Consider the following 26,551-nt stretch of genomic DNA (forward strand, 5'->3'; position numbering starts at 1 on the left):
CGGTGCCAGCCGGCACCGCGCCTCCAGTCCGTCATCAGGTGACGGCTCCTGCGTCGCTCGCCTACTGCTCGAACGTCGCGTGCAGCGTGATGTCGACGCCGGTGAGTGCCTTGCTGACGGGGCAGGTGGCCTTGGCGTCCTCGGCGGCCTTGAGGAAGGCCGCCTCGTCGATGCCGGAGACCTCGCCGTTCACGGTGAGGACGATGCCGGTGAGCTTGAACCCGCCCGCGCTGTCCGGGCCGAGCGAGACGTCGGCCTTGACGTCGAGTGCCTCGACCGTGCCGCCGGCCTCACCGAGGACGGCGGAGAACTGCATGGCGTAGCACGCGGAGTGCGCGGCGGCGATGAGCTCCTCGGGGCTGGTGGTGCCGTCGGCGTCCTCGGCGGCGCGCTTCGGGAACGAGACGTCGTACGTGCCGACCTTCGAGCTGGAGAGCTCGACCTGTCCCGTGCCGTCCTCGAGGCCGCCGTTCCAAGCAGTGCGTGCGGTGCGCGTGGGCATGGCCGCTCCTTTCGTGTGGGGGATCGGTCCCGATCGGGACCGCCGACGCCGAGTCAATCAGAGAACGACCGTTCTCGCATCGGCTCTCGGGGAAGACGCAGGTCTGCCCTACGATCGGGCGCATGGGGGACAGTGTGGTCAGCCGATCGCGTCCGGGCGGGGCCCGCTTCGACCGCGGGCTCTTCGCCGGTCGTGCGGCGGTCGGGCCGGATGCGCAACACGTGTCGCCCTGAACGACGGGTGTAATCTGGAGGGCGTTCAAAGGAGACCCACCATGCGCGCCGTCATGTTCGAACAGTTCCAGACGTTCCCGTCCCTCACGGACGTCCCGAAGCCCACCCCGGGTCCGGGGGAGGTGCTCCTCAAGGTCGCCGGTGCCGGTGCGTGCCACTCGGACGTCGCCGTCTACCGCGAGTTCCAGGCGGGACAGCCGGGCGCGCAGCAGCCCCCGTTCGTCCTCGGGCACGAGAACTCCGGCTGGGTCGAGGAACTCGGCGACGGCGTCTCCGGCTTCACGGTGGGCGACGCCTACCTCGTGTACGGGCCGGTCGGCTGTGGGCACTGCTCGTACTGCTCGAAGGGGCAGGACACCTACTGCGAGAACGCCGCCACGAACCCGTACATGGGCATCGGCCTCGGGCGCGACGGCGGCATGGCGGAGTACGTCACGGTGCCGGCGCGCAACCTCGTGCCGCTCGGCGACGCCGACCCGGTCGCCGCCGCACCGCTCAGCGACGCGGCGCTCACGCCGTACCACGCGATCAAGAACTCCCTGCCGAACCTGGCCGGCGGCGGCAAGTACGCCCTCGTCGTCGGACTCGGCGGCCTCGGACAGATCGCCGTGCAGATCCTCACGGCGCTCACCGGTGCGACCGTCATCGCGACGGACATGAAGCAGGACGCGATGGACCGCGCTGCTGCCCGCGGGGCGATCACGGTGCCGGGCGGCCCGGACCAGGCCGCTGCGATCCGCGAGATCACCGGCGGCCGCGGGGTGGACGCCGCGTTCGACTTCGTCGGGGCGACGCCGACGATCACGGTCGCCCAGGCGTCCATGGCCATCGGTGGCCGGTTCACCGTCGTCGGGATCGCCGGTGGCACCACCGAGTGGAACTTCTTCCGGACGCCGTACGAGTCGACCATCACGAACACGTACTGGGGCACCATCGAGGACCTGCACGAGGTCGTCGCGATGTACCGGGCGGGGCAGATCGTCCCCGACGTCGAGCGCTACGCCCTGTCCGACGCGCTCGAGGCGTACCGGAAGCTCGAGGCCGGCGAGCTCTCGGGCCGCGCGGTGGTCGTCCCGACGCGCTGACCCACTCGCCTCGGGGCGGTCAGCGTCCGGCGGCGTAGCCCTGCGCGCCCCGCGAGTTCGCCGCAGCGCCGAGCACGCCGGTCGCGGGGTCCCGCGTCACGCAGGACAGTCGACCGAGCGCCCAGTCGCCCGCCCGGGTGACGACGTGCCCCCGGGCCTCGAGGCCGGCGATCACGTCGTCCCCGAGGCGGTCCTCGACCACGAGCCCCGCCGGCTCCCACGTGCGCGGCCAGAACGACCCCGGGAACGACGTCGTGTGCAGCGCGGGGGCGTCGATCGCCTGCTGCGGGGAGTACCCGCCGACGATCCACCGCAGCAGGAACAGCAGCTGCCACTGGTCCTGCTGGTCGCCGCCGGGTGAGCCGAGTGCGGCGACCGGTTCGCCGTCGCGGAGCACCAGCGTCGGGGTGAGTGTTGTGCGCGGGCGCTCGCCGGGGCGCAGCGTCGACGCCGTGCCCGGTTCGAGCCAGGTCATCTGCAACCGGGTGCCGAGGCAGAAGCCGAGCTCGGGGATCGTCGGGGACGACTGCAGCCAGCCGCCGGACGGGGTCGCGCTGACGATGTTGCCCCAGCGGTCGACGACGTCGATGTGGCAGGTGTCGCCGCGGGTCTCGCCGTCCGGGGCGACGAACGGCTCGCCGCGGTCCTCGACGGGAGCGGCGGGAGCAGCAGGCGCGGCGGGTGCGGCAGCTGCGCCGGGTGCGCGGTCCCGAGCGACCTGCACGGTCGGTTCACCGAGCCCCGCCGCGGCACCGGTCGCGTACGACGTCCGGACCGGCGGCAGGGCGTGCACGACCCCGTCGACCGCCCCCGGACGCAGTTCGGCCGACGCACGCTCGCCGATCAGTGCCCGGCGCGCGTCGGTGTACGCGTCCGAGAGCAGCACGTCGAGGGGGACGTCGCCGTCGCCGTAGAACGCCTCGCGGTCGGCCAGCGCGAGCTTCAGGGCCTCGGCGATCGTGTGCGCGCCGAGCTCGGTCGAGGGGTCGAGCCGGGCGTCGTCGAGCGGTTCGAGCAGCCGGAGGGTCTGCAGGAGCGCCGGGCCCTGACCCCACGGGCCGGTCTTCGCGATCGTGCAGCCGCGGAACTCCGTCGTCGTCGCGGGTTCGTAGGACGCCCGGAACGCGGCGAGGTCCGACGCCCGGATCACCCCGGCGTGGTCGGTCCCGGACGCGTGCCGGTGCGGCTCGCGGACGAACCGGTCGATCGCCTCGGCGACGAAGCCCTCGGCCCACTCGCCGCGGGCGGCGTCGATGCGGGCGGTCCGGGTGTCGGCGTCGGCACCGGCGGCGACGAGCCGCTCGAACACCCAGGCGAGCGCCTCGTTGCGCACCAGTTCCCCGGGGACGGGCACCGCGCCTCCTGGCACCCACTGCGCTGCGGAGGTGGGCCAGTGCTGCCGGAACAGGTCCTGCACGGCGGTGATCGTCCGGACCACCGCGGGTGTGACGGGGTGGCCGTCGCGTGCGTAGCCGACCGCCGGTGCGAGCACGTCCGCGAGCTCCCACGTGCCGTGGTCGCGGAGCAGCAGGAGCCAGGCGTCGACGGCGCCGGGGACGGTGGCGGCGAGGGCACCGGAACCGGGGACGAGGTCGAGGCCCTCGGCGCGGTAGTGCTCCGGCGACGCGCCGGCCGGGGCCGGACCCTGCCCGACGAGCACCGTCGGCGTCGGGTCCGCGGCGGTGGCGAACACCGCGGTGAGATCGCCTCCGGGGCCGTTCAGGTGCGGTTCGACGACCTGCAGGGCGAACGCGCCCGCGACCGCTGCGTCGAAGGCGTTCCCGCCGCGCTCGAGGACGGACTGCGCCGTGGCGGTCGCGATCCAGTGCGTGGCCGCCGCCGTGCCGAACGTGCCGCGGATGTCCGGGCGGGTCGGGTGTGCGGTGGGCGGCGTGAACGCGGGGTTCGGCATGCTCCCATCCTGTCCCCGCGGTCCCGATCAGGCGACAGCCACGGCGACACCGGCGGCGACGAGCAGCACGAGGTACCCCCACGCGTGCACGGCTTCGGGCAGGTGCGGGGGACGGCGTCGGAGCAGGACGATGACCGGCACGGCGCCGAGGAGCAGCACTGCCGCCGCCCGGACGTCCACGGCGCCGACGAGGCCCGCCGCGTGCAGGGCCCCGGCGGGCACGAGCAGCGTCGCGATGGTCGCGGGCAGGGCGATCGCGAGGGTGAGCGGGTTCGCCAGGGTCGTCGCGGCGGACATCGTCGCACCCGCTCGGCGCATCACCGGGACGGTCATCACGCTGCCGCCGACCCCGAGGAACGCCGCGGCGGCGCCGATCGGCAGGCCCGCCACCGTCGGCAGGCCGCCACCGGTCGGGACGTCGGCGGCGGTCGCCCGGCCCGCGGTCGACTGCGCGGACGGGTCCGGGGCACCGGGGCGTGCACGGCCGGGACGGAGGAACCCCGGGCGCAGCACGAGGTCCGCGACCGTGACGGCGAGGTAGACGACGAAGCCCCACCGGATGAGCACGTCGGGGGCGAACCGGGCCGCCGCGACGCCGACGACCCCACCGCCGCCGAGCAGCAGGAAGAGCGTCCACCGGCCCCGGAGCGGCGCGAGCGCACCCCGCCGCGCGGACGCGGTCGCCACCGCGGCGTTGACGAGCATCACGAGCGCGGAGGTCGCCGTCGCCACCCGGACGGCGTCCCCGCCGAGCGCGGCGTCCGCCACCGTGATGATCGGCACGGTGACGAACCCGCCGCCGAAGCCGAAGAGGACGGTGGTGACCCCGACGAGGACACCGATGAGGACGAGCACGACGAACGACACCCCTCCATCACAGCCGGAAGGGGTGCGGCGGACGATCGCATGTGCGGCAATTTCCTTCGAGACCTAGCCTTGCCGTGTGCGCAACGTGTCCGTGGCCGACTTCGACGGCCTCCCCGTGGACGTCCTGCCGATCGGTACCGACTACCCGCCCGACCACCTGCTCGCCCGGCACGAGCACCGGCGGGCACAGCTGCTCTACGGCGCGAGCGGGGTGATGCTCGTCGAGACCGACGAGGGGTCGTGGACGGTGCCGACCGACCGCGCCGTGCTCATCCCCGCGGGCGTCGCGCACGAGGTGCGGATGCTCGACGTCACGACGTGGAGCCTCTACATCGAGCCCGACGCCGTCCCGTGGTGGCCGACCGTCTGCACCGTCGTCGAGGTCGGCCCGCTCCTGCGTGAGGTCCTCCGCGCCGCGAACGCGCTCGAGGTCCCCTACGACGAGGCCGGTCGGGACGGGGTGCTCGTCCGGCTCGCCCTGCACGAGCTGCAGCGGGTGGCGCCGATCCCGCTCTCCGTGTCCCTGCCACCGCACGGGGTCCTCCGCGAGCTGTGCCGTTCCTACCTGGCAGCACCGGACGTCCACGTGACGAACGCGGACTGGGCGCGCGCGGCCTCCGTGTCCGAGCGCACCCTCGATCGGCACTTCCGCGAGGCGACGGGCGTGGGGCCCGCGGGCTGGCGGGTCCGTGCGCGTCTGTTGTCGAGCCTCCCGGCCCTCCGACGGTCCAGCGTGACGGACGTCGCGGGCCGGCTCGGGTACGCCACCCCCGCGGCGTTCACCGCCGCCTTCACGAAGGCGTTCGGTGCGCCGCCGTCGCGGTTCCGGTGAGGGGCTTGCGCAGGACCGGGGACGCACCCATACTGAACCCAGCGGTTAATTAACCGCAGGGTTCACCGAGGAGGCGACGATGGAGACCGACCGCACCGACGCCGTCCTGTCGGCGCTCGCCGACCCCATCCGTCGCCGCATCGTCGAACGACTCGGCAGGGGCGAAGCCACCGTCACCGACCTCTCGGCACCCTTCGACGTCAGTGCGCCGGCGATCTCCCGGCACCTCGGCATCCTCGAACGCGCCGGCCTCATCACCCGCGAACGGCACGGCACCTGGCGCACGTGCCGCCTCCGGCAGGAAGCCGTCGACGAGCTCGGCACCTGGGTGGGCCGGTTGCGGCCCGACTGGGACCGCCGGTTCGACAGCCTGGAGGCGCTGCTCGCCTCCCAGCGACCGCCCGCCCCCGTGGGTGGCGCGTCCACCGCACCGACCGTCACGTCCGTCGACCACCAGGAGCAGTCATGACCGAACAGTTCACCGCCCACGCCACGCACCGGTTCGCGTACCCCATCGCGGACGTCTACCGCGCCTTCGTCGACCCCACCCTGCTCGCGCTGTGGTTCGGGCCGCTCGGCTTCCACGTCCCGGCAGCCACCGTCGAGGTCGACGCCCGGGCCGGCGGGGCGTGGAACCTGACGATGGTGAGCAACGACAACCCCGAGTGGACGTCGCCGGTGACCTCGGTGCTCGAGCAGATCGAGGAGAACCGGATCATCGTCGGCACCTCGACCGCCCAGGGGATCCCCGGGATCGAGGACGGGACGCCGCTGTCCCTCACGCTCGAGTTCGCCGAGGACGGCGACGGGACGATCGTCACGCTCACCCAGGGCCCCTTCCCCGAGGTCATGCGCGACATGAACATCGCCGGTTGGACGCAGTCGTTCCACAAGCTCGAGGCGCTGCTGGGGTCGCCGAAGGAGTTCCTCCAGGCCCTGTGACGACGGCCGTTGCCCCCGGAACTGGGGTTGTCCGGTCCGGGCAACGGGGTTGTGGACTCGTCACGAAAAGGTGACCATCGTTCGGCGGCGTGTCGAGAGCACGTCGCCGAACGGCCGCGCAGGGGCTCGGCCGGTTCCAGATCAGGGGTTCCATGACCAGCACACCGTCCTCCGTCGCGCACGCACGCCGACTCCCTCGACTCGCCGCCGCGGTCGTGGCCATCGCCGTCGTCGCCGGCGGTGTCGTCGGGATCGCCGAACCGGCGTCCGCCGCCGTCGTCCACAAGGGCTCCGTCCCGGCCGGCACGACGCTGCAGCCCGGGGACTCGGTGACCTCGCCGAACGGGCAGTTCCGGCTGATCCTGCAGGGCGACGGCAACCTCGTCGAGTACGGCGTCGGGAACCAGGTGCTCTGGGCCTCGAACACCTCGAACCAGCCCGGCGCGATCGTGACGATCGGCCGCAACCGAGCCGTCGACCTGCTGCGGGGCGGGAAGCGGATCGTCCGCTGGGCCTCGGCCGGCACCGCGCAGTCCACGTCGTTCGCCGTCCGCGCCGACGGCACGATGGGGCTCTACTCCGGCAAGACCGCGATCGTGAACTGGACGAGCCAGCAGGGCACGGTCCCCGCCGGCAACTCGATCTACTCCGGCACCGTGCTCAGCTCCGACACCAGCGGTGCCCGTCGCCTCTCCATGCAGGCCGACGGCAACCTCGTGCAGACCGTGAACCGCAAGGTCGTCTGGCAGTCCGGCACCGCCGGCCACAAGGGCGCGTGGGCCGAGCTGCGCAAGGACGGCAACTTCGCCGTCGTCGGCCGCGACGCCGCCCAGAAGAAGGTCACGCTCTGGAACTCGCGGACCGGAACGGCCGGCGCCGGCACGCTCATGGTGCAGGTGGACGGCAACGTCGTGCTCTACGGCGGCAAGGACACCCGAGTGTGGTCGACGAAGCCCGTCACCGGCATGATGTGGCCGGTCGCGAGCACGAAGATCTCCGGGCGCTACGGCGACGACCGCGGGGCCGGACACGTCCCGCGCTACCACCAGGGTGCCGATGCCCCGGTCGCGGTGGGCACGCCCGTGTACGCCTCCGGGACCGGCACCGTGACGAGCACCGTCGCGAACAACGCCTCGTACGGCAACTACATCGTCGTGACCTACGGGAACGTCACCGTGCTCACGGCGCACCTCAGCAAGATCGAGGTCAAGCAGGGGCAGATCGTGTCCGTGCGCAGCGAGATCGGGCGGTCCGGGAACACCGGGCAGTCGACGGGGCCGCACGTGCACGTGGAGACGCGGCGGGCGGGGTCGCTCTTCGATCCGTTGACGCTGCTGCACTTCCGCTGACGCCGGGGAACGGCCCGCACTGGACCGGTGCGGGCCGTTCGTCGTCGTTCGCCCGGGGGCGACGAAATCCACAGCCTGATCGACTCCCGCACATCACATGTCACGATCGTCGTGTGACGGGAGCCAAGCGCGCAGGGATATACATCGACGGGTTCAACCTCTACCGCCGCGCGCTCGAACAGCGGCCCGAATGCCGGTGGCTCGACGTCCGACGGCTCTGCGAGCTCTTGCTCCCGGACTTCGAGGTGGTCCACGTCCGGTACTTCACCGCGTACGTGAAGTTCGTCGAAGGCGAAGACCCGGCTTCCCCTGCTCGACAGCGCGCCTACCTCCGCGCACTCGCAACCGTTCCCGGGGTCTCCCTGCACTTCGGGACCTTTCGGTCGGATCGTCGGTGGATGGCCGTCAGCCCGCTCGAGCTGCAGGCCGACGGATCTCCTCGAACCGTGCGGGTGCGCAAGATCGAGGAGAAGGGGTCGGACGTCAGCCTGGCCGCGCACCTCGTCTGCGACGCGATGAGCGGGAGCGTGGACGCGGTGTTCGTCCTGTCGAACGACTCGGACTTCGTCGATGCGCTGCGGCTGGCACGGGAGCGCGCCGATGTCGAGATCGGGTTGATCAGCCCGACGGCGGCACCCGCTCGGAGCTTGCTCGCTCTCGCTCCCGATCACGTGCGGCATGTTCGCGCGGCGTCGATGCTGGCGGCGCAGCTGCCCGAGCGGATCGTGGATGCCCACGGCACGGTCACCCGGCCGAAGCGCTGGGTGGTCAGAAGTACAGAAGCCCCGCCAGAGGCGGGGCTTCGCGCCCGGTAGTCGAGACATCCGGGGGTGTGGCACACACGCTATCCGAGAGGCCGGCCACGAGCAAGCGCGGGACCTTGCCGCCGTCTCGTCTGCGCCGCTCGCTCGACTCGTGGCAGACGCGCGACACCAGCACGGACTGCTTTGCTCCAGTCGACAGTCCCGGACCTCGGCGACGCCCCTCCAGTCGGAACGGCCCGCACTCGTGCCGAGTGCGGGCCGCCGTCTCAGTCCCGCCGCCAGACGTCGAGCAGGAGCCTGGTGACGGCCACGAGCAAGCTCGCGACCGGCAGCCAGGACATCCGACGCCTGGGCTCGGACCCGTTGTCCTTCGACATCGAGACCACCTCCGGTGTGTCAGCGCCGGCGGACACGAGGAGCGGGGTGCCGAGGGGTGCGTCCATGACCGGGGTCACGTATGCTAGTTCCGAGCGAAACGCTCGGGACGTCGCGTGTCCCTCTGGCACTCCACTCGGAGAGCAACTCGAAGCCCATCACCGTTGCAGCGGTGGTGGGCTTCAATCTTGCCCGGGACGATCGTCCGGCGACCGCCGCCCCATACAGCAGCCTACGGTGATGATGTGTGATGTTCCACCTGCAGTAGCTTGGTCACTGCCCGCGAATTGGGGGCGCGAGCGATCGCATTGGTGACAGGTCTTCAACTAACGTTGGATCGACCCAGGGGAGGAACGATGGAGTTCGAAGAACGCCTTGCTGCACTGGCCACGAAGGTGCAGAACCAGCGCGAGGCCATCCAGACCGAAGAAGCGACGAAGAACGCGTTCGTCATGCCGTTCATCTCAACGATCCTCGGCTACGACGTGTTCAACCCGCTCGAGGTCGTACCGGAGTTCACCGCCGACGTCGGTGTGAAGCGCGGCGAGAAGGTCGACTACGCGATCATGCGCGACGGCGAGGTGCAGATCCTCATCGAGTGCAAGAAGTCCACCGAACCGCTGAAGATCGAGCACGCCTCCCAGCTGTTCCGCTACTTCTCCGTCACCAACGCCCGCATCGCGGTGCTCACGAACGGCGAGGTCTACAACTTCTACACGGACCTCGATGCGCCGAACAAGATGGATGACCGGCCGTTCCTGGTGCTGGACCTCGCTGACATCGACGAGACGCTCCTCCCGGAGTTGAGCAAGCTCACGAAGGACGTCTTCGACCTCGACTCGGTCATCAGCGCGGCGGAAGAGCTCAAGTACGTCGGCTCGATCAAGCGAGCGATCGCCGCGCAATTCCGCGAGCCGGAGGAAGACTTCGTCCGACTCTTCGCCTCTCGTGTCTACGACGGCCGTTTCACCCAGGAGGCGCGGACGCAGTTCACGACGCTCGTCGCGAAGGCGTCGAAGCAGTTCCTGAACGAGCAGGTCAACGATCGCCTCAAGACGGCTCTCGGCGCCTCGTACACGTCCCCGGTCGGAGCGGAAGCACCTGCGGAGGCCATGACGAGCGCGGCAGTCGCGGAGGACGATCTCGACCGGGACACCGAGATCGAGACCACGCTCGAGGAACTCGAGGGCTACCAGATCGTCAAGGCGATCGCCTGCAGCGAGGTGAAGCCGGACCGCATCGCGCACCGCGACCAGAAGTCGTACTTCGCCGTCCTGCTCGACGACAACAACCGCAAGCCGATCGCTCGTCTCTGGTTCAACGGCAAGAAGCAGAAGTACCTCGGGCTGTTCGACGAGAACAAGGTCGAGACCAAGCACCCGATCGAGGCGCTCGACGACATCTACCTCCACGCGGAAGCCATCCGACGCGGAGTCGCGGCGTGGGTGGAGTCTGCGTGATGGGCCGACGAGTACACGAGGTCGCGGCTCTAGCGAACATCAGCTCGCGCGACGTGATTCGCGCTCTTGTCGAGATTGGTGAATTTGTGAAAGGACCCTCGAGTGTCCTGCAGGAGCCCGTCATCCGTCGGCTCATAGATTCAGGCAAGCTGACCCTCGAGCCGACCGATGCAGTGTCTGCACCAAGCCCGGAGAGTTTTCCCGTGGGAAGCCGTACTCCGCAATCGATTGAGAGTGGTTGGCGCGCTGGCGCTGTCAGAGCGCCAACTCATGACGACCTGTTGCGTAACACGGATTCACTACTTAATGCTTTCCCAAAGCTGAAATCATACAAATCCGCGCTTAATGACCTGGGTTCTCAAATAGTGTACGCCGGCCGGTGTCGCGACAGGAATTTCGATGAGTGCGGGGTCGCTCTCGTTCGGTTTAGTGGTGCCATCGAGGAGGCGTTCGGTTTCACGCGAGAAGTGATGATCTTCTTCTCTCCTCATCGAGATCTACAGATCAGAACCTATCAGGCCGCGGTCAGAGAGCTTAAGACTCTTCGTAGGGAAGTCACTCCAGATCTGATCTTTGTATCCTCGCCAGACCCGCGCGTGCGCGCCAAGCTGGAAGACTGGTCGACGCCCTCCCTTCAGGGGATCCCGTTGGGCGGGGAAGAAGAAGTTACCGCTCTAGGTCTAATTTCCCATATCCGCGATTATGTCTTCACTAGAAATCTGTTCTATGAGACCGGTCCCGTCAGCGGTGACCGCTTCTTTGGGCGGCGCGAATTGCTCCAGTCGCTTCGCGACGACATCCTTCACGGTCGAGTCGCCGGTCTCTTTGGCTTGCGGAAAGCGGGTAAGACAAGCGTACTCATGCAGCTTGCGAGTGACCTTGAGGGTCGCTCCATCGTTTCGGTCTTCATGGACCTCGAAGCATTCCCATCTCCCCCCGATGACCCCACGGATGAAATTCTCACCACCTTGCGGCTCAGTCTCTTGGAGCAGTTGAGGGCACACGGTTTGCGGACAAAAGAACTTGCGGAATTGCCAGCGTCTCCGTCAATAGTCGAGTTCAAGGTAGCATTCCAAGCGCTGCTGAAACGGATTGAGGGGTCTGGGGATCGAATCCTTCTCTTGCTTGACGAGATCGAATACCTCACACCTGCCGACGCTATCGATGTAGCGGAGGGGAGTATGCCGCGAGTTGCTCAATTCCTGGCGGCACTACGCAGCATTGCGCAGGAAAACTCGAACTTTACGTTCCTCCTCTCAGGCCTCACGAGTGCGATCATTGAGAGCGGACGGTTGTACGGTCGCCCAAATCCGTTGTTCTCATGGGCAAAAGCCTATTACCTCGGCCCCTTAAGTCTGGCCGAGGCCAGTGACCTGGCGGTTTCAGTTGGGGCTCGTATGGGTATTGAGCTAGAGGAGAAGGCGTTGTCTGCGCTCTACGAAGCTTCTGGGGGGCACGCGTTCCTTTATCGAAACTTTGCGTCGACGGTTGTTCAGACATTGCCGATCGATGTGTTTCGCCGTAGGCTGACTAAGTCAATTGTTTTGTCGGAGCTGCGCGATTGGCGAGCGAGAGTCCACGGCAACATAACTGAGATGATCGCGCATGTGACGCGGTACTACCCGACCGAGAGCGTCCTTCTTGACCTTCTTCGGGATGATGCATCGGAGTTTGCTTCGTTCGAAGAGACCGACCCAAGCGCTGTCCGTCACTTGATTGATTTGGGGCTGGTGCAGATTGAGGGCGGCGAGTATGAGTTGAATCCAGTATTGGCTCTGCAATGAGTGCGGATCTCAAAGAATGGTCAGAGGAGACGCGAAAGCGACTTCTGGTCCACACGTTAACTTTCGTGCAGATTGGGTGTGCTCACGAACCTGCTCGAGGCCTGCTGGCATCGATCGCGGATACGGTTCATTCGGTCGATGAGTTTCTCTCCGGCGCGTCTTCGCAGGGCTCGATACTGATGATATCCGATCTTGAATGCCTGGTCTCTCGTGAAAAAGGTGAGAAAGGGTTCGGACAGCTGAGGGCTCGCATCGTGGAGGAGATGGGGGCCGGCCGTCGAATCTTATTGGTCTCTCGTTCGCCACGGCTCGCCTTCCCCGAAATGATCGGAAGCTCCGTGCTTGAAGACGCGTCGTTCTGGCGAGTTGCCTCGGCGCATGCTCCGGGAGCTATGCGAGCCTTCCATGCCTGGGACGAGAGTCGTTCCGAGGAGGAGTTCTTGTGCGACGTGCTGAAGGAGCTTGGGTCCGGCGTATGGGCTGCGCTGGACGAGATGTTCTTTGAGATGATGTTGTCGGGGGCGGAGGTGCTAAGTCTCCTCAAGGGGCGCGAGTTGGAGGCCCTGGTCGGTGCGGGGCTCATCCTGCGTGAAGGGGCGGAGCATCGTTGGGCTGCTCCGAAGCGGATTGGGGAGCTAAAGAACGCGCTCGGTACTCTTGTTTCAGGGGCGATCGAGGCGCCGGACGGCGCTGGCGACGTCTACCGCTCGCTTTGGGTCATGGAGCGCGTCATCCGAAACGCGGTTAGAAGGCGTGCCCGACAAGCCCACCCGCAGAGATGGCGATCGACTTTGGTGCCGGAGGGGCTAGCCGGTTCCATCTTGGAGCGAGCGAGTATTGCGGGGTATCCCGCTGCAGTGTCTATCAATGAGATACGTGATCCGCTCGAGTGGCTTACTCTCGGGGAGCTCCTGACGCTGCGCGAGTCGTCTTCAATCGGCGACCTCGGAATGCCTCAACACCTCTGGCGTCTCTTTTCGGGTGAGGTGTCGCCCATTCGGAATCGTCTCTCTCACATGCGAGCACTCAAACAGGCGGACTTCGCCACAGCGTTGAAGTGGGAGAAGGTTCTGCTGCGAAAAGTTGTGTGAGCGCCCCGTAGGGTTGTCGGGATGGAGAAGCGCGGCGGCCGGGTGCTCGTGTTGGTGGCGATCGGGGTGGTCGCGGGGGTGCTCTCCGGCCTGTTCGGCGTCGGCGGCGGGGTCATCGTCGTGCCGGCACTGATGGCGTTCCTCCACCTCGACCAGCGCCGGGCATCGGCGACGTCCCTCGTGGCGATCGCCCCCGCGGCCGTCGTCGGCGCGATCACCTACGCCGTGCAGGGCGAGGTGCACTGGCTCGCGGCCCTGACCCTGGCGGTCGGCAGCGTCGTCGGCGCCCCGATCGGTGCGCGGCTCCTCCGTGCGCTCCCGCTGCGGGTCCTGCCGTGGATCTTCGTCGGGTTCATCGCGGTCGTGCTCGTCTCGCTGTTCACGACGGTGCCGACGCGTGGCGGCGACGTGCACTTCGGGGTCGTCGAGGCGATCGTGCTCCTGCTGCTCGGGCTGCTCTCGGGCGTGCTGTCGGGGCTCGTCGGGGTGGGCGGCGGGGTCGTCATCGTGCCGGGGCTCGAGGTCGTCCTCGGCGCGGGCGACCTGCTGGCGAAGGGCACCTCGCTGCTCACGATGGTGCCGACGTCGGTCTCCGGCACGGTGGCGAACCTCCGGCGCCGCGCGGTGGAGCTGCGGGTCGGCCTCACGATCGGCATCACGGCCGCGATCTGCTCTCCAGGAGGCGCGTGGATCGCCCGCCTCGTCGATCCGCAGGTGGGCACCTGGCTCTTCGCCGCGTTCCTCGTGGTGGTCGCGGTGATCGTCCTGCGCCGTGGTCGCCGGGCCGTGCCGCGGAACGAGGCGACGGACGGGGAGGTCGCGTGACGCGCCTCCAGGCCGGTGGTGGACGGAACCCGGCGGATGCCGAGGCCGTGCTCGCGGCGTTCGCACGGACGAGCGGTGACGTGCCGGCGGCGCGACGCGTCGCGCGGCAGTTCGCCGACCTCGACGAGGGCGAGCGGTCCGCGCTGCTCTGGAGCGAGGACGCGGGGGCACGGCTCGTCGCGGTCGTCCTGATGGTGCAGGCGATGCGGGAGCACCCGGACCCGGAGCTGACCGACGAGTACCTGTCGGCGGCGAAGGCGGAGCGCTTCGACGACACGGTGCTGGTCGACCTCGGGGCGGAGGAGCTCGTGGGCGCCCCGCTCGTCGGCGGCTCGACCGGACCGCTGTTCGCGCTCGTGAAGTCCGACGTGGCGATGGTCCGGCGGATCGCTCTGGTCGCGACCCTGGCGTTCGTGAAGCAGGGCGACGCCGAGGTGCCGCTCGCCATCGCGGGGCGACTCGTGCGGGAGCGGAGCGACACCGTGCAGTCGGCACTCGGGTGGGTGCTGCGCGAGACCGGCAAGCGGGCGTCGGAGGACGCGCTCGTGGTGTTCCTCGAGCGGCAGGGGCGGTTCCTGAGCACGGCGGCGCGGGCGACGGCGACCGAGCACCTGCCGGCGGCCGAACGCGACCGGTTGCGCGGCTGACGCGACCGGCTGCGCGGCTAGCGCGATCGTCGGCCGTCGCGTCGGACGCGGCGAGAGCCCTCAGTCGGACGCGGCGAGTGCCCTCAGTCGGATTCGGTGGGCTCCGCGAAGAACGTCGTGAGCGACACGACGACACCGTCGCGGACCTCGACGACGTCGATCCCGCGCACGGCGGGCGCCCCGACCGGGCCGAAGCCCCACGCGAGTGCGCCGTGCGTCTGCGAGACGTAGCGACGCCCCTCCTCGACGAACTGGAAGGCGCCGGGCACGGTCTCGAGGAGTTCGGCGGCCTTCTGCTCGAGGGCGTCCCAGCCGACGGCGGTGCCCTCCGGGTCGGTGAAGGTCACGTCGGGGGAGTACGTCCGCTCGATCGCGGCACGGCGGGAGGCGGCGTCGCGGTTCCCGAAGACGTCGTGGAGGTTCGCGGTCAGCAGCTCGGACACGGTGGCCATGCCCGGAGCCTAGCCTGGGGGCATGCACACCGAGGTGCCCCGACCCCGCATCGATCCCGCACTCGTGGAACGGCTCGTGGCCGCGCAGTTCCCGCAGTGGTCCGGGCTGCCCGTGCGCGAGGTCGATCCGCAGGGGTGGGACAACCGCACCTACCGGCTCGGCGGCGAGCTCGCGGTCCGGCTGCCGAGCGCCGCCGGGTACGTGGCGGCGGTCGAGAAGGAGCAGCGGGTGCTGCCGTACCTGGCGTCTCGGCTCGACGTCCCGGTGCCGGAGCCCGTCGGCCTGGGCGTCCCCGCCGACGGGTACCCGTTCCCGTGGTCGGTCCGGCGCTGGATCGAGGGCACGGTCGCGCTCCGGGCGACGGACCTCGACCGACGGGTCTTCGCCGCCGACGTCGGCGCGGTGCTCCGGCAGCTCCGGGCCGTGCCGGCCGGGGACGGGCCGGTCGCCGGGGCACACTCGTTCCACCGGGGAGCGCACCCGTCCCACTACGCGGCCGAGGTGGTGGCGGCGCTCGACGCGCTCGGGGACGCCGTCGACCGCCGTGCCTGCGAAGCGGTCTGGGACGCTGCGACGGCCTCGGTCTGGGACGGGCCCGCCGTGTGGTTCCACGGTGACGTCGCCCCGGGCAACCTGCTCGTCGGCGCGGACGGCCGGCTCTCCGCGGTGATCGACTTCGGCACGTGCGGTGTCGGCGACCCGGCGTGCGACCTCGTCCTCGCGTGGACGTTCCTCGACGGCGATGCCCGCCGGGACTTCCGTGACGCGGTGGGTCTCGACGGCGACACGTGGGCGCGTGCTCGGGGCTGGGCGCTCTGGAAGGCGCTCATCATGCTCGCGGGGAGCGCCGGGCCGGGGGACCGGAGTGAGCACGAGGCGGTGCTGCGGGCGGTCCTCGCCGATCCGGTCGCGGTCTGAGCTGCGCGTCACGCAGCCGGGCCGCCCCGCGCAGCCCGGCCTACCCGAGGAGCCGGGCCGCCCGCCGGGGCCGGGGCCGGCGGGACTAGGGCGTCAGCACCGCGTCCAGCACGAGGTCGAGCGCCGCGAGCTGTCGCTCGGGCGTCCACCGCTCCGGGTCGCCCGCGGCCAACGCGGTGATCCCCTCGACGGTCGCGGCCAGGGCAGCCGCGCGGTCGTCACACACCGCACCCGCGAGGCCGGTCGCGAGCGCGAGCAGTCGAGCGAGTCGCTCGGCGAAGGCGCGGCTGTTCGTCACGTGCCGATCACGCAGCACGGGGTCACCGAGCGCAGCGGCGAGGAACGCGACCCACGCCCGGGCCTCGGCGAGGCGTCCGGCATCGACCGCGAGTGCGCCGCCGGCCACGGCTCGCACTGCTGATGCCGCATCCGGGGCGTCCGCCTCGAGCGCGTCGGCACGGACCCTCGTGCGGTCGTGCAGGACGTCCCGGGCGTGCAGGAGGAGGGCGCGCTTGTCGGGGAACGTGTGGAGGACGAGCCCCGTCGTGCACCCGGCGCGTTCGGCGACCGCACGGAGCGTCAGGCCCGTCGGACCGCGGTCGGCGAGGGTGGTGAAGACGGCCTCGGACAGCCGGGTCCGCTGGGCGGCATCGTCTCGGGTCCGGGGCACACCGGAAGCGTAACAGGTGTTACCGTAACGGTCGTTACTGAAAGGATCACCATGCGCTGGACCATCACGACCGTCCCGTTCGACCACCCGGACGCCGACCGGCTCCGCCGAGCGCAGCGGCAGGAGCTCGACGCGCGGTACGGAACGAGCGACCACGAGCCCGGCGTCCCGCCGACCGCGGCCGACGTTCCGGTGTTCGTCCTTGCCTGTGACGAGCACGGCTCCGCGATCGCCTGCGGCGGACTCCGGCCGCTCCCCGACCACGTCCTCGGTGCCGGGGTCGTGGAGATCAAGCGGATGTACACGGCGCCGTCCGCTCGGGGACCGGTGTGGCGACGGCGGTGCTCCGGCGGCTCGAGCGGGAAGCGGTGCGGGCGGGCGCAGGCTCGGTGGTCCTCGAGACCGGCACGGCGCAGCCCGACGCGATCCGGTTCTACGAGCGCGAGGGGTACACGGCGATCCCGCTCTTCGGCGCCTACGCCGGGTCGACGAACTCGGTGTGCTTCGGTCGGCGACTCGACGCGGTCCCCGAGGTCAGCGCCGCGGACTGATGGGTGTCTCGGCCAGGACGACGTCCGGGTCCATCGGGATGCCTCCGAGCACCCGGGGTGTGCCCTCGTGCCAGGCGACCTCCACGCCGGCGGCCCGGAGTCCGGCGACGCTCAGGTCGATCCGGAGCAGTGGGATGGACAGGTCGGCGTAGCGCTCGGCCACGATCGCATCGACCTCCGCAGGGGTGGTCACACGGACGTGGTCGCCGGGTTCGAGTGGCACGTTCCGGGTCGCGACCTCGTACACGCCGAACCCGCGGCTCATCTCCCAGTCGTCGGCGATCGCCACGTGGCAGATCACGTCGTCCATTGCGCATCCTCTCGTAATGAAACGCCAACGTATCATTACCGGTACACTCGGACCATGGGCAAGCGAGGGCGACCGACCGCGGACGAGCGTGCTGCACGCGACGAACGGGTGCTCGACGTCGCGACCGACCTCTTCCTGGCGCACGGCTTCGCGGACGTCTCGCTCGACCGCGTCGCCGCGGCGGCCGAGGTCACGAAGCGGACGATCTACACGGCCTTCGGCGACAAGGCGGCCCTGCTCCGGGCGGTCGTCCAGCGGCACCACGGGTACAGCGACGACGCGCACCCCGACCTCGAGTCGACCGCGACCGCCGTGGTCGAGGCGTTGCTCTCGGACCGCGCGGTCGCGCTGCACCGGCTGGTCATCGCCACGGCCGTCAGCTCGCCTGAACTCGCACGGGGCTTCCAGGAGGCCGGCCCGCTCACGGCGCAGGCCGCGCTCGTCCGCGCCGGCGCGGACCCGGGCGAGGCGGAAGCGCTCTTCACGCTGCTCCTCGGGGAGCGACACCGTCGGCGACTGCTGGGGCTCGAACCGGCTCCGACCGCTGCCGAGGCCCGCACCGCCGCCCGTCGCGCGCTGGCACGCATCGGAGCAGGACCCGGGGTCCCGGCCACCCGGCACGACCCCGCCGATCCCGCCGGCCCCGGTCCCGCGCCGGGTCCGCCGTCAGCGTGAGAACACGTCGTCCAACGTGTAGGTCCCGAGCCGACGCTGCCGGACGAGCGCGCCCAGCCGGGGGAGCGCGTCGATCGTCCCCGGGAAGTTCGCGTGCCCGATCACGATCCGGCCCGGCGTGAACCACTGGTCCGCGAACCCGACGATCTGCCCGGCACCGATGTCTCCGGAGTCCGCGAGCGTGCCGTACCAGAGCAACGGCGTGGTGTAGCCGACCCGAGCGGCCACCGCGTCGACCCGGGCGTCGTGGTACCCGAACGGCGGCCGGAAGTACGGGCGCGCGTCGACGCCGAACGTGCGCTCGATGAACTCGTGGTTGCGCGTCAGCTCGTCCTCGATGGCCTGGTCGCCGAGCTTCGTCAGCGCCGGGTGGTCCCAGGTGTGGTTGCCCATCTGCACCTGCCCCGACTCGACGAGGGGCCGGAGCACGTCGGCGTGCTCCGTCCAGGAGGGCCGCGCCCCGTTCACGAAGAACGTCAACCGAGTGCCGGTCGCGGCGGCGAAGCGGGCGTAGGCACCGACGACGTCGGAGGACGCTCCGTCGTCGACGGTCCACGCGATCCCGGGCGTCCCCGCCGGTAGTCCGGTCACGGTGCCCGCCGGGAGCGGCGTCCTCGAGATCGTCGGCTGCACCCACGTCGGTGTCGGCGTCGGGGAACGCGTCGGGGTCGGTGGGTGCGTCGCGACGGCCTCCCGTCGTGGTCCGGTCGGCGAGCAGGCCGAGAGCGCCCGGGCGGCGAGCAGGGCGCCTGCTCCGGCGAGCAGGGAGCGGCGGGTGGTGCGGTGGTCCATCGGCACCAGCTTCGGTCGACCGGCCGGTCGGGCGCATCGGCTGGCGGGACGATCCGGTTGGCCGGTCGGCCACCTGGCGCGAGCACGGGACTGCGCACGGCGACGACGAGTGCGCACGGTGGACGGCGCGCAGACGTCGTTCCGATGCGCACCTCCGGCAGGCGGCTGACGCGGGACCCGGGGTCGCCGCGGGCGGGCCAGGAGGCGCGGCTCGCGTCCGCCACGGAACGCGCTGACCGGACGGGGCTGGGAACGCACCACGGGGCGGGCGGGTACCGACGTGGGGAGACGAGCCGCGCCTCCTGGCCGGCCCGAAGCGACCACGAGAGGACCGCGACGTGCGCGCACTGACCTGGCAGGGCACCGAGAAGGTGTCCGTCGAGACCGTCCCCGACCCGACCATCCAGGAGCCGACCGACGCGATCGTGCGGATCACCTCGACCGCGATCTGCGGCTCCGACCTGCACCTCTACCGGGTGCTGGGCGCCTACATCGACAAGGGCGACGTCCTCGGCCACGAGCCGATGGGCATCGTCGAGGAGGTCGGTTCCGCCGTCACGAACCTCAAGGTGGGCGACCGCGTCGTCGTCCCGTTCAACATCTCGTGCGGCCACTGCTGGATGTGTCGCAACGGCCTGCAGTCGCAGTGCGAGACCACCCAGACCGCCGAGTACGGGACGGGCGCCTCGCTGTTCGGCTACACGAAGATGTACGGCCAGGTCCCCGGCGGACAGGCCGAGTACCTCCGCGTGCCGCACGCCGACTACGGACCCATCGTCATCCCGGACGACGGCACGCCCGACGACCGCTGGCTGTTCCTCAGCGACATCCTGCCGACCGCCTGGCAGGCCGTGCAGTACGCCGACGTGCCCGAGGGTGGGACGCTCGCGGTGCTCGGCCTCGGTCCGGTCGGACAGTTCGCGGCCCGCATCGGCGCGCACCTCGGCTACCGGGTGCTCGCCGTCGACCCCGAGCAGGTCCGCCGCGACCTCGGAGCGAAGCACGGGGCCGAGGTGTTCGACCTGACGAAGGACGTCGTGCCGCAGCTCATCGACATGACCGACGGTCGCGGTCCCGACGGTGTCGTCGACGCGGTCGGCATGGAGGCGCACGGCAACCCGGTCGCCGGGTTCGCGCAGCGCGCCGCCGGACTCCTGCCCGACGCGATCGCGCAGAAGGCCATCGAGGTCGCCGGTGTCGACCGGCTCGCTGCCGTGCACGCGGCGATCGACCTGGTCCGCCGTGGCGGCACGGTCTCGCTGAGCGGTGTCTACGGCGGTCGAGCGGACCCGATGCCGATGTTCACGCTGTTCGACAAGCAGATCACCGTCCGCGAGGGACAGTGCAACGTGAAGCGCTGGATCGACGACATCATGCCGCTCGTGCAGGACCCGTCGGACCCACTCGGCACGCTCGACCTGACGACCCACCGGGTCTCGCTCGAGGACGCCCCGCACATGTACGAGGTGTTCCAGAAGAAGGAGGACGGCTGCGTGAAGGTCGTGCTCGACCCCGCACTGGCCGCCGCCTGATGCGGATCGTCGTCGTCGGCGCGACCGGCAACCTGGGGACCGCCGTGCTGCGGCGGTTGGCAGCGGTCCGTGCCGAGGGCACTTCCGTCGAGGTCGTCGGGATCGCTCGGCGGCTGCCGGACCTCCGTGCCGAGCCGTACGGGACGGCCGTCTGGCACGCCGTCGACATCGGCGCCCCGGACGCGGTCGATCAGTTGGCCGCCGTGTTCCGGAGTGCCGACGCGGTGATCCACCTCGGCTGGGCCCTGCAACCGACGCACGACATCCCGGCGCAGTACCGGACGAACGTGACCGGGACCGCCAACGTCCTCGAGGCCGTGGCGCGCGTCGGCGTCCCCCAGGTCGTCGTCGCCTCGTCCGTGGGGGCGTACCGCGGGGTCGACGTGGACGGCAAGCGGACGCCCGTCGACGAGGAGTTCCCCGTCACCGGCATCCCGACCGCCACGTACTCGATCCACAAGGCCGAGAACGAGGCGGCGATGGACGCCTTCGCCGCTCGCCACCCGGACGTCGTCGTGACCCGGCTCCGCCCCGGACTGGTCTTCCAGCGCAGCGCCGCCGCCGAGCTCCGCGGACTGTTCCTCGGACGACTCGTGCCGATGTCGATCGTCCGGTGGATCCGCTGGGCGGTCCTGCCGTTGCCGCTGTCGTTCGTGTTCCAGGCCGTGCACGCCGACGACGTCGCCGACGCCTTCTGGCGCGCGATCGACCGACGTGCCGGCGGGGCGTTCAACATCGCTGCCACCCCCGTGCTCAACCCGCCGAGGATGGCGCGGGCGTTCGGGATGCTCGGGGCGATCCGGGCGCCGATGTGGCTGATCCGCGGGCTCGTCACGCTCACGTGGCGGCTGCGGTTGCAGCCGACGGACGCGGGGTGGGTGGACATCGCGGCCCAGGTGCCGATCATGCGGACCGACCGGGCGCGGTCGGTGCTCGGATGGGAGGCGCGGCACACTTCCGAGGAGGCCTTGCGGGAGCTCGTGGCCGGGTTCGCGGACGGGGCGCGGGTGCCGGGGTCGGGGCCGTTGAGCGGGTGAGGGTGGCCCCTTCGCGGGGCAGCGCCCGGGGCGGGGAAGCGCTACGGTCGGATCGTTCCGACGAAGGGGGACGGCGTGTTCGGGGATTTGTACAGTGACGGCAGCGGCGGGTTCGGGAGCTTCGGCGGGCTCGGCGACTTCGGCGCGTTCGGGGTCCTGTTCGGCGTGGGCTCGGCCGTGATCGGCCTCGGGTTCGTCGCGATCGTGGTGACGATCGTCCTCCGCAGCGCCCGGATGGCGAAGCGGGGCCAGAACCCGTTCACGATGGAGGAGGACCTGGCGTACCAGGCCATGCAGAGCCGGACGCTCGCGCCCGAGAAGTCGCTCGAGCAGCGGCTCGCCGAGCTCGACGACCTGCGCGCCCGCGGCGTCATCTCCGACGAGGAGCACCGCACCGCGCGCACCGAGGCCCTCCGCGGCTAGCCTGGTCGGGTGCTGCAGCCCATCGACCTGCTCGGGGAGTGGACCCTGCGCCGCACGGTCCACGACCGGCGTGCCGGGGTCGACGGCCTCGTGACCGGGACGACCACGCTGACGCGGGCGGCCCCGGACGAGGTCCGCTGGGACGAGACCGGCACGATGGCCTTCGACGGGCGGACCGTCCCCGTGGCACGGACGCTCCGGGTGCGCCGGGGCCCGGACGACCGCTGGACCGTGCACTTCACCGACGGCCGGGTGTTCCACGACTGGGTCTGGGGATCGGCGGTGTCGCACGCGTGCGCGCCCGACGACTACTCCGGGGTGCTCGCCGGGGACGCCGAACGGTGGACGGTCCGGTGGGAGGCGCACGGCCCCGCGAAGGACTACGTCCTCGACAGCACGATGCGACGTCGGTCCCACGCGGCAGACTGAGCGCATGCCCCGCAGCTCCGGTACCGACGCCCCGCGCATCACCCTGACCGAACCGACGGACCTCGACGACTGGACGCCCGGTCCCGGCGACGTCCTCACGGGCGACCGGATCGAGGGGAAGCGCATCGACGTGTTCGACCTCGCGGGGGAGCGGCTGCCGGACCTCGAGATCGAGGAGTCGGTGATCGGCACCCTCCGGGTCGACGGCGCCGACCTCCGGGGACTGCGGGTGCGTGACTCGGTCGTCGAGACGCTCGACGCGCCGGTGCTCCGGGCGTCGAGCAGCTCCTGGCGCGAGGTCCGGATCGCCGGCGGCCGCATCGGTTCCGCCGAGCTGTACGACGCGGGGCTGAACGGCGTCGAGTTCGTCGGGATGAAGCTCGGGTTCGTGAACCTCCGCGGCTCGACGCTCACCGACGTGGTGTTCCGCGACTGCGTCGTCGACGAGCTGGACATCGCCGATGCCCGACTGCTGCGGGTGTCGTTCGAGGGGACGAGGATCCGCGCGGCCGAGGGCTCGAACACGCGGATCGAGCACGTCGACCTCCGCGCCGCCGACCTCGACCGGGTGGAGCGGCTCGAGGGGTTCCGCGGCGCGACGATCGCCGCCGACCAGCTGTACACGCTCGCGCCGCTCCTCGCGGCCCAGGCGGGCTACCGCGTCGACTGACCCGCCGCCGCGGTCGCGGTCGCCAGCGCGCGCGCCAGGTCCGCCTGCACGAGGTCGCCGTGCACCGCCGCGCCCGCCTGCGTCCCGGCCGCCGCCGACGCGATGACGGTCGCCATCGGCGCCGTCACGTTCCCGGCCGCGTACACGCCCCGCACGCTCGTCTGTCCGGCGGCGTCCACCGTCAGGGCACTCGCGTACCGGTGGTCTCCCATGAACTGGTCGGTGGCCTCGAGCCCGAGTCCCTCGAGGAACCCGATGCGCGCCTCCGCCGTGCTCGCGGCGGCCAGGGCGTCGAGCGCCACGAACTCGCCGGACGCCAGCGAGACGCCGGTGAGACGATCACCGTCGGACACCACGTCGCGCACCGGTCCCGTCACGACCCGGACACCGCGGGCGGCAAAACCGGCCAGGGTGGTGTCGTCGACGAGCGCCGGGTCCGTGACGAAGGCCGTCACGTCCTCGCTCAGCGCGCGGAACATGAGCACCTGGTGCGCCCCGATCGGCGACGTCACGAGCACGCCGATGCGCTGGTCGCGGATCTCCCACCCGTGGCAGAACGGGCAGTGCACCACACCGCGCCCCCACTGCTCGGCGAGGCCCGGGACCTCCGGCAGGACGTCCACGGCGCCGGAGGCGACGATCACCCTGCGTGTCGCGACGACCGCGCCCGACTCCAGCGTGACCGAGAAGCCGACCGGGTCGACACCGTCACCGTCCGTGGCGGACGCGGCCACGATCCTCCCGGTCGTCACCTCGACGCCGTAGGCGGCCACCTCGTCGCGGCCGACCGAGCCGAGCTCCGCTGGCGAGGCGCCCTCGCGTCCCAGGTAGTTGTGGACCCCCTCGGCGCGGGCGTTCCGCGGCTCGCCGGAGTCGACGACGAGCACGGACCGTCGCGAACGGCCGAGGACGAGTGCTGCTGACAGGCCGGCGGCTGCTCCGCCGACCACGATGACGTCGTAGTGATCACGCATGCCTGCATCCTGCGGATCCATGAGCGCCGACGGCAAACATCCTTGCCGGTCTGGCAACATGGCCGGTATGGCGACGGATCGGGAGGAACGGATCACCCCGCGCACGACGGCCGAGGTCGTCGACGGGGTCGGCCCACGACTGCGCGCGCTGCGGACGCGCCGTGCCGTCACGCTCGCGGCGCTCGCCGCCGAGACCGGCATCTCGGTGTCGACGCTGTCGCGGCTCGAGTCGGGCCAGCGGAAGCCCACCCTCGAGCTCCTGCTGCCGCTCGCGCGGGCGTACCAGGTGCCCCTCGACGACCTGGTCGGGGCGCCGAGGACCGGGGATCCGCGGGTGCACCTCGCGCCGGAGCTGCACGGCGGCCGGGTGGTGGTGCCGCTCACCCGACGGACCGGAGGCGTGCGCTCCTTCAAGCAGCTGATCCCGCCGGAGCCCGCGAACACCGATCGATCCCTCCGGACGCACGAGGGCTACGAGTGGCTCTACGTGCTGTCCGGGCGGCTCCGGCTGCTCCTCGGCGACCGTGACTTCGACCTCGGGCCGGGCGAGGTCGTCGAGTTCGACACGCACACGCCGCACTGGGTCGGGAACACCACGGACGAGGTCACCGAGGTGCTGTGCCTGTACGGGCCGCAGGGCGAGCGGGCGCACATCCGGTCGCGGCCCGCCGACCGCTAGAAGACGTGTGCGACGACGTCGTCGAGCAGACCCGACGTCGGCGTGTTCGACTGCTGGACGTGGATGCCGACGTCGCCGCGGGTGTAGTACGTGTCGCCGTCGGTGACCGGGTACTCGGCGTTCTGCGTGATCTTCTGGCAGCGGTACCCGTAGCCGTCGAGTGAGCAGTCGTACCCGTCCAGTGCCGTCTTCAGGTGCTCGTACGCCTTCGTCGAGTCCACCGTCGCGACCCGGATCGACAGGAACGAGATGTCCGCCCGCGGGTCCTTCCAGACGCAGGAGAGCTGCTTGCCGTCCGGCTGGAGCACCGGGGTGAGTTCGTCCTTCGGCACCACCACCGGGTCGCCGACCACCGTGGGGTCGTTCAGGGGCGAGCCCGCGAACGAGGAGTCCCACTTGCCCGCCGTGATGAGCGCCGCGCACGAGTCCGGGATCCGGCCGGCGTCGTCGTCGACCCCGGGCACCGGGGTGATCGTCGAGGTCGGACGCGGGGTCGAGCCCGGCGTGGTCGAGGAGGCGCTCGGAGCCGCGGCGGACGTCGTCCCGGTCGGGGTAGGGTCGGCGCCGGTCGAGCCCTGGGCGCAGCCGGTGAGGGCCAGTGCTGCGATCGCGATCGCCGTGCTCCCCGTGGTCGTCGTCCGTCGCATGTGCTCCCCCTGGTACCGCGATCACGGGCCGGGCGGCGGCCCCGCAGCCGACCGTAGTCGTCGGCGTCCGCGGACCGATCCGATCGTCATCGGATCGTGTCCGGGGCGGTTCCCGCCGACGATGGGAGGATGACCGGGTGACCACGCCCACCGTCCCGCTCTTCCTCGACTGCGACACCGGCGTCGACGACGCCCTCGCCCTCACGTACCTGCTCGACGTCCCGCACGTCGACCTCGTCGGCATCGGTACGGTCTCCGGCAACACCGACGCGGCGACGGCGGCCGTCAACACGGCGGCGCTGCTGGCCCTGTGCGGCCGGACCGTGCCCGTCGCGGTCGGCGCGCACGACCCGATCGGCGGCTCGTACGGCGGCGGCGCACCGCACGTGCACGGGGCGAACGGCATCGGCGGGGTCGACCTCCCGCCGGGTGTCGCGGCCGCGGAGGACCCCGCCGCCGAGCTCCTCGTCCGGCTGGCCCGCGACCACGCAGCCGGTGACCGGAAGCTCGACGTCCTGGCCATCGGCCCGCTCACGAACCTCGCCGTCGCGCTCGAGGCCGAGCCGCGTCTGCCGGAGCTCGTCGGCACGCTGACGATCATGGGCGGCGCCGTGTGGGACGCGGGCAACGTGTCGCCCACCGCCGAGGCGAACGTCCACAACGACGCCGAGGCCGCCAGGCGGGTCCTCCGCGCCGGATTCGACCTCGTGCTCGTGCCGCTCGACGTCACCCGGCAGCACCGCTTCGACGACGCCGACGCCGACCGGTTCACGGCGGCCGGCGATCCGCTCCGGGTCGCGCTCGGCACCATGCTGCGCAGCTACGTCGACTTCTACGAGTCGGTCGACCACGTCCGTCGCGCACCGCTCCACGACCCGCTGGCGGCGGCGGTCGCGGCGGGCGAGGTCGAGCCCACGGTCCGGACCACGCCGCTCGACGTGGTGGTCGGTGGGGCCGAGCACGGCCGGACGGTCCCCGCTGCGGACGGGCCGGCCGTCCGTGTCGTGGTGTCGGCCGACGACCGTGCGGCGGACGTCATCCGCGAGCGCATCCTCCACGTCGGCACGGTGTCGAGTGGGTCGGTCGGGCGCGACGGCGCCGGTCGGTAGCGCAGAGACGCCGT

Annotated in this window: 31 protein-coding genes; 21 read left to right on the forward strand and 10 right to left on the reverse strand. The window is 70.9% G+C overall.

Going from position 1 to position 26,551, the window contains the following annotated elements:
- Window positions 1-61 precede the first annotated feature (61 nt).
- On the reverse strand, window positions 62-502 hold the full coding sequence (locus tag BIV01_RS14635) for an OsmC family peroxiredoxin (protein WP_071303323.1): 441 nt from the start codon (window positions 500-502) through the stop codon (window positions 62-64).
- A 274-nt stretch (window positions 503-776) separates the two neighbouring features.
- Between BIV01_RS14635 and BIV01_RS14640 the strand changes: the two genes are divergently transcribed.
- On the forward strand, window positions 777-1,820 hold the full coding sequence (locus BIV01_RS14640) for an NAD(P)-dependent alcohol dehydrogenase (protein ID WP_071303324.1): 1,044 nt from the start codon (window positions 777-779) through the stop codon (window positions 1,818-1,820).
- A gap of 19 nt (window positions 1,821-1,839) precedes the next feature.
- Here BIV01_RS14640 and BIV01_RS14645 read toward each other — a convergent pair whose 3' ends face one another.
- Together BIV01_RS14645 and BIV01_RS14650 are read right to left on the reverse strand one after the other, a co-directional pair.
- Complete coding sequence (locus BIV01_RS14645; protein ID WP_071303325.1) at window positions 1,840-3,732, reverse strand: gamma-glutamyltransferase family protein; 1,893 nt, start codon at window positions 3,730-3,732, stop codon at window positions 1,840-1,842.
- Window positions 3,733-3,759: 27 nt separating this feature from the next.
- The gene (locus tag BIV01_RS14650; RefSeq protein ID WP_071303326.1) at window positions 3,760-4,599 is read right to left on the reverse strand and encodes a sulfite exporter TauE/SafE family protein; all 840 of its coding nucleotides are present in this window, start codon (window positions 4,597-4,599) and stop codon (window positions 3,760-3,762) included.
- A 76-nt stretch (window positions 4,600-4,675) separates the two neighbouring features.
- Between BIV01_RS14650 and BIV01_RS14655 the strand changes: the two genes are divergently transcribed.
- From BIV01_RS14655 to BIV01_RS19920, 5 genes are all read left to right on the forward strand, one after another.
- On the forward strand, window positions 4,676-5,431 hold the full coding sequence (locus BIV01_RS14655; protein ID WP_071303327.1) for an AraC family transcriptional regulator: 756 nt from the start codon (window positions 4,676-4,678) through the stop codon (window positions 5,429-5,431).
- Between the two features lie 79 nt (window positions 5,432-5,510).
- A complete protein-coding gene (locus BIV01_RS14660; protein WP_071303328.1) occupies window positions 5,511-5,900 on the forward strand; it encodes an ArsR/SmtB family transcription factor in 390 nt (129 codons plus the stop codon).
- The gene (locus BIV01_RS14665) at window positions 5,897-6,373 is read left to right on the forward strand and encodes an SRPBCC family protein (protein WP_071303329.1); all 477 of its coding nucleotides are present in this window, start codon (window positions 5,897-5,899) and stop codon (window positions 6,371-6,373) included. The genes BIV01_RS14660 and BIV01_RS14665 overlap by 4 nt, the downstream gene beginning before the upstream one ends.
- 152 nt (window positions 6,374-6,525) lie before the next feature.
- Complete coding sequence (locus BIV01_RS14670; protein ID WP_071303330.1) at window positions 6,526-7,722, forward strand: peptidoglycan DD-metalloendopeptidase family protein; 1,197 nt, start codon at window positions 6,526-6,528, stop codon at window positions 7,720-7,722.
- Window positions 7,723-7,835: 113 nt separating this feature from the next.
- Complete coding sequence (locus BIV01_RS19920; RefSeq protein WP_175473743.1) at window positions 7,836-8,537, forward strand: NYN domain-containing protein; 702 nt, start codon at window positions 7,836-7,838, stop codon at window positions 8,535-8,537.
- 215 nt (window positions 8,538-8,752) lie between these two features.
- Here BIV01_RS19920 and BIV01_RS19925 read toward each other — a convergent pair whose 3' ends face one another.
- Window positions 8,753-8,929, reverse strand: a complete 177-nt coding sequence (locus BIV01_RS19925; protein ID WP_175473744.1) for a hypothetical protein — start codon at window positions 8,927-8,929, stop codon at window positions 8,753-8,755.
- Between the two features lie 288 nt (window positions 8,930-9,217).
- On the opposite strand from BIV01_RS19925, the gene BIV01_RS14685 reads away from it, so the two are divergent.
- From BIV01_RS14685 to BIV01_RS14705, 5 genes are all read left to right on the forward strand, one after another.
- The gene (locus BIV01_RS14685; RefSeq protein ID WP_071303331.1) at window positions 9,218-10,321 is read left to right on the forward strand and encodes a type I restriction endonuclease; all 1,104 of its coding nucleotides are present in this window, start codon (window positions 9,218-9,220) and stop codon (window positions 10,319-10,321) included.
- Between the two features lie 467 nt (window positions 10,322-10,788).
- Window positions 10,789-12,105 carry an ATP-binding protein gene (locus BIV01_RS14690; protein WP_175473745.1) on the forward strand — a complete coding sequence of 439 codons (1,317 nt, stop codon included), beginning with the start codon at window positions 10,789-10,791 and terminating at the stop codon, window positions 12,103-12,105.
- Window positions 12,102-13,196 (forward strand): hypothetical protein, encoded by a 1,095-nt coding sequence (locus BIV01_RS19460; RefSeq protein WP_139199428.1) that lies wholly within the window; start codon window positions 12,102-12,104, stop codon window positions 13,194-13,196. The genes BIV01_RS14690 and BIV01_RS19460 overlap by 4 nt, the downstream gene beginning before the upstream one ends.
- A gap of 21 nt (window positions 13,197-13,217) precedes the next feature.
- Window positions 13,218-14,021: a sulfite exporter TauE/SafE family protein gene (locus BIV01_RS14700; RefSeq protein WP_071303334.1), complete on the forward strand. Its 804-nt coding sequence runs from the start codon at window positions 13,218-13,220 to the stop codon at window positions 14,019-14,021.
- Complete coding sequence (locus BIV01_RS14705) at window positions 14,018-14,668, forward strand: DNA alkylation repair protein (protein WP_071303335.1); 651 nt, start codon at window positions 14,018-14,020, stop codon at window positions 14,666-14,668. The genes BIV01_RS14700 and BIV01_RS14705 overlap by 4 nt, the downstream gene beginning before the upstream one ends.
- An 83-nt stretch (window positions 14,669-14,751) precedes the next feature.
- Here the strand turns inward: BIV01_RS14705 and BIV01_RS14710 are convergent, their stop codons facing one another.
- Window positions 14,752-15,120, reverse strand: a complete 369-nt coding sequence (locus tag BIV01_RS14710; RefSeq protein ID WP_071303336.1) for a nuclear transport factor 2 family protein — start codon at window positions 15,118-15,120, stop codon at window positions 14,752-14,754.
- Window positions 15,121-15,142: 22 nt separating this feature from the next.
- Between BIV01_RS14710 and BIV01_RS14715 the strand changes: the two genes are divergently transcribed.
- Complete coding sequence (locus tag BIV01_RS14715; protein WP_071303337.1) at window positions 15,143-16,039, forward strand: aminoglycoside phosphotransferase family protein; 897 nt, start codon at window positions 15,143-15,145, stop codon at window positions 16,037-16,039.
- A gap of 85 nt (window positions 16,040-16,124) precedes the next feature.
- Here the strand turns inward: BIV01_RS14715 and BIV01_RS14720 are convergent, their stop codons facing one another.
- The gene (locus BIV01_RS14720) at window positions 16,125-16,709 is read right to left on the reverse strand and encodes a TetR/AcrR family transcriptional regulator (protein ID WP_071303338.1); all 585 of its coding nucleotides are present in this window, start codon (window positions 16,707-16,709) and stop codon (window positions 16,125-16,127) included.
- A 329-nt stretch (window positions 16,710-17,038) separates the two neighbouring features.
- Here BIV01_RS14720 and BIV01_RS20445 point away from each other — a divergent pair, with 329 nt between their 5' ends.
- Entirely contained in the window at window positions 17,039-17,260 is a 222-nt protein-coding gene (locus BIV01_RS20445; RefSeq protein WP_254791848.1) for a GNAT family N-acetyltransferase, read from the forward strand.
- Here the strand turns inward: BIV01_RS20445 and BIV01_RS14730 are convergent.
- Complete coding sequence (locus BIV01_RS14730) at window positions 17,244-17,570, reverse strand: hypothetical protein (protein WP_071296564.1); 327 nt, start codon at window positions 17,568-17,570, stop codon at window positions 17,244-17,246. The genes BIV01_RS20445 and BIV01_RS14730 overlap by 17 nt on opposite strands.
- Before the next feature lie 54 nt (window positions 17,571-17,624).
- On the opposite strand from BIV01_RS14730, the gene BIV01_RS14735 reads away from it, so the two are divergent.
- Window positions 17,625-18,245 (forward strand): TetR/AcrR family transcriptional regulator, encoded by a 621-nt coding sequence (locus tag BIV01_RS14735; protein ID WP_071303339.1) that lies wholly within the window; start codon window positions 17,625-17,627, stop codon window positions 18,243-18,245.
- Here the strand turns inward: BIV01_RS14735 and BIV01_RS14740 are convergent.
- Complete coding sequence (locus tag BIV01_RS14740; protein WP_071303340.1) at window positions 18,237-19,037, reverse strand: polysaccharide deacetylase family protein; 801 nt, start codon at window positions 19,035-19,037, stop codon at window positions 18,237-18,239. The two genes, BIV01_RS14735 and BIV01_RS14740, sit on opposite strands and share 9 nt — an antisense overlap.
- Before the next feature lie 338 nt (window positions 19,038-19,375).
- Here BIV01_RS14740 and BIV01_RS14750 point away from each other — a divergent pair, with 338 nt between their 5' ends.
- The 5 genes from BIV01_RS14750 to BIV01_RS19930 all read left to right on the forward strand — a co-directional run bounded on the left by BIV01_RS14750 (window position 19,376) and on the right by BIV01_RS19930 (window position 23,128).
- On the forward strand, window positions 19,376-20,569 hold the full coding sequence (locus tag BIV01_RS14750) for a zinc-dependent alcohol dehydrogenase (RefSeq protein WP_071303342.1): 1,194 nt from the start codon (window positions 19,376-19,378) through the stop codon (window positions 20,567-20,569).
- Window positions 20,569-21,606, forward strand: coding sequence for an NAD-dependent epimerase/dehydratase family protein (locus tag BIV01_RS14755; protein WP_071303343.1), 1,038 nt, complete (start codon window positions 20,569-20,571; stop codon window positions 21,604-21,606). Before BIV01_RS14750 ends, BIV01_RS14755 begins: the two co-directional genes overlap by 1 nt.
- A gap of 75 nt (window positions 21,607-21,681) precedes the next feature.
- Entirely contained in the window at window positions 21,682-22,029 is a 348-nt protein-coding gene (locus tag BIV01_RS14760) for an SHOCT domain-containing protein (RefSeq protein ID WP_139199432.1), read from the forward strand.
- Window positions 22,030-22,038: 9 nt separating this feature from the next.
- The gene (locus BIV01_RS14765; RefSeq protein ID WP_071303345.1) at window positions 22,039-22,458 is read left to right on the forward strand and encodes a DUF6314 family protein; all 420 of its coding nucleotides are present in this window, start codon (window positions 22,039-22,041) and stop codon (window positions 22,456-22,458) included.
- 4 nt (window positions 22,459-22,462) lie between these two features.
- The gene (locus BIV01_RS19930; RefSeq protein WP_070417213.1) at window positions 22,463-23,128 is read left to right on the forward strand and encodes a pentapeptide repeat-containing protein; all 666 of its coding nucleotides are present in this window, start codon (window positions 22,463-22,465) and stop codon (window positions 23,126-23,128) included.
- On the opposite strand, the gene BIV01_RS14775 is transcribed toward BIV01_RS19930, so the two are convergent.
- Window positions 23,113-24,102 (reverse strand): NAD(P)/FAD-dependent oxidoreductase, encoded by a 990-nt coding sequence (locus tag BIV01_RS14775; RefSeq protein ID WP_071303346.1) that lies wholly within the window; start codon window positions 24,100-24,102, stop codon window positions 23,113-23,115. The genes BIV01_RS19930 and BIV01_RS14775 overlap by 16 nt on opposite strands.
- Before the next feature lie 67 nt (window positions 24,103-24,169).
- Here BIV01_RS14775 and BIV01_RS14780 point away from each other — a divergent pair, with 67 nt between their 5' ends.
- Window positions 24,170-24,781: a helix-turn-helix domain-containing protein gene (locus tag BIV01_RS14780; protein ID WP_071296572.1), complete on the forward strand. Its 612-nt coding sequence runs from the start codon at window positions 24,170-24,172 to the stop codon at window positions 24,779-24,781.
- Here the strand turns inward: BIV01_RS14780 and BIV01_RS14785 are convergent.
- Window positions 24,778-25,428 carry a hypothetical protein gene (locus BIV01_RS14785; protein ID WP_071303347.1) on the reverse strand — a complete coding sequence of 217 codons (651 nt, stop codon included), beginning with the start codon at window positions 25,426-25,428 and terminating at the stop codon, window positions 24,778-24,780. The genes BIV01_RS14780 and BIV01_RS14785 overlap by 4 nt on opposite strands.
- 137 nt (window positions 25,429-25,565) lie before the next feature.
- On the opposite strand from BIV01_RS14785, the gene BIV01_RS14790 reads away from it, so the two are divergent.
- The gene (locus BIV01_RS14790) at window positions 25,566-26,537 is read left to right on the forward strand and encodes a nucleoside hydrolase (protein WP_071303348.1); all 972 of its coding nucleotides are present in this window, start codon (window positions 25,566-25,568) and stop codon (window positions 26,535-26,537) included.
- Window positions 26,538-26,551 lie beyond the last annotated feature (14 nt).

Origin of the sequence: Curtobacterium sp. MCBA15_013, assembly GCF_001865095.1 — a bacterium.
In the GTDB taxonomy this organism is placed as follows: domain Bacteria; phylum Actinomycetota; class Actinomycetes; order Actinomycetales; family Microbacteriaceae; genus Curtobacterium.

What these genes read in the sequence shown, in the direction of transcription:
- BIV01_RS14635 (WP_071303323.1), bottom strand. Translation starts at nt 502, where the DNA reads ATGCCCACGCGCACCGCACGCACTGCTTGGAACGGCGGCCTCGAGGAC.
- BIV01_RS14640 (WP_071303324.1), top strand. Translation starts at nt 777, where the DNA reads ATGCGCGCCGTCATGTTCGAACAGTTCCAGACGTTCCCGTCCCTCACG.
- BIV01_RS14645 (WP_071303325.1), bottom strand. Translation starts at nt 3,732, where the DNA reads ATGCCGAACCCCGCGTTCACGCCGCCCACCGCACACCCGACCCGCCCG.
- BIV01_RS14660 (WP_071303328.1), top strand. Translation starts at nt 5,511, where the DNA reads ATGGAGACCGACCGCACCGACGCCGTCCTGTCGGCGCTCGCCGACCCC.
- BIV01_RS14665 (WP_071303329.1), top strand. Translation starts at nt 5,897, where the DNA reads ATGACCGAACAGTTCACCGCCCACGCCACGCACCGGTTCGCGTACCCC.
- BIV01_RS14670 (WP_071303330.1), top strand. Translation starts at nt 6,526, where the DNA reads ATGACCAGCACACCGTCCTCCGTCGCGCACGCACGCCGACTCCCTCGA.
- BIV01_RS19925 (WP_175473744.1), bottom strand. Translation starts at nt 8,929, where the DNA reads ATGGACGCACCCCTCGGCACCCCGCTCCTCGTGTCCGCCGGCGCTGAC.
- BIV01_RS14685 (WP_071303331.1), top strand. Translation starts at nt 9,218, where the DNA reads ATGGAGTTCGAAGAACGCCTTGCTGCACTGGCCACGAAGGTGCAGAAC.
- BIV01_RS19460 (WP_139199428.1), top strand. Translation starts at nt 12,102, where the DNA reads ATGAGTGCGGATCTCAAAGAATGGTCAGAGGAGACGCGAAAGCGACTT.
- BIV01_RS14700 (WP_071303334.1), top strand. Translation starts at nt 13,218, where the DNA reads ATGGAGAAGCGCGGCGGCCGGGTGCTCGTGTTGGTGGCGATCGGGGTG.
- BIV01_RS14710 (WP_071303336.1), bottom strand. Translation starts at nt 15,120, where the DNA reads ATGGCCACCGTGTCCGAGCTGCTGACCGCGAACCTCCACGACGTCTTC.
- BIV01_RS14715 (WP_071303337.1), top strand. Translation starts at nt 15,143, where the DNA reads ATGCACACCGAGGTGCCCCGACCCCGCATCGATCCCGCACTCGTGGAA.
- BIV01_RS14730 (WP_071296564.1), bottom strand. Translation starts at nt 17,570, where the DNA reads ATGGACGACGTGATCTGCCACGTGGCGATCGCCGACGACTGGGAGATG.
- BIV01_RS14735 (WP_071303339.1), top strand. Translation starts at nt 17,625, where the DNA reads ATGGGCAAGCGAGGGCGACCGACCGCGGACGAGCGTGCTGCACGCGAC.
- BIV01_RS14740 (WP_071303340.1), bottom strand. Translation starts at nt 19,037, where the DNA reads ATGGACCACCGCACCACCCGCCGCTCCCTGCTCGCCGGAGCAGGCGCC.
- BIV01_RS14755 (WP_071303343.1), top strand. Translation starts at nt 20,569, where the DNA reads ATGCGGATCGTCGTCGTCGGCGCGACCGGCAACCTGGGGACCGCCGTG.
- BIV01_RS19930 (WP_070417213.1), top strand. Translation starts at nt 22,463, where the DNA reads ATGCCCCGCAGCTCCGGTACCGACGCCCCGCGCATCACCCTGACCGAA.
- BIV01_RS14775 (WP_071303346.1), bottom strand. Translation starts at nt 24,102, where the DNA reads ATGCGTGATCACTACGACGTCATCGTGGTCGGCGGAGCAGCCGCCGGC.
- BIV01_RS14780 (WP_071296572.1), top strand. Translation starts at nt 24,170, where the DNA reads ATGGCGACGGATCGGGAGGAACGGATCACCCCGCGCACGACGGCCGAG.
- BIV01_RS14785 (WP_071303347.1), bottom strand. Translation starts at nt 25,428, where the DNA reads ATGCGACGGACGACGACCACGGGGAGCACGGCGATCGCGATCGCAGCA.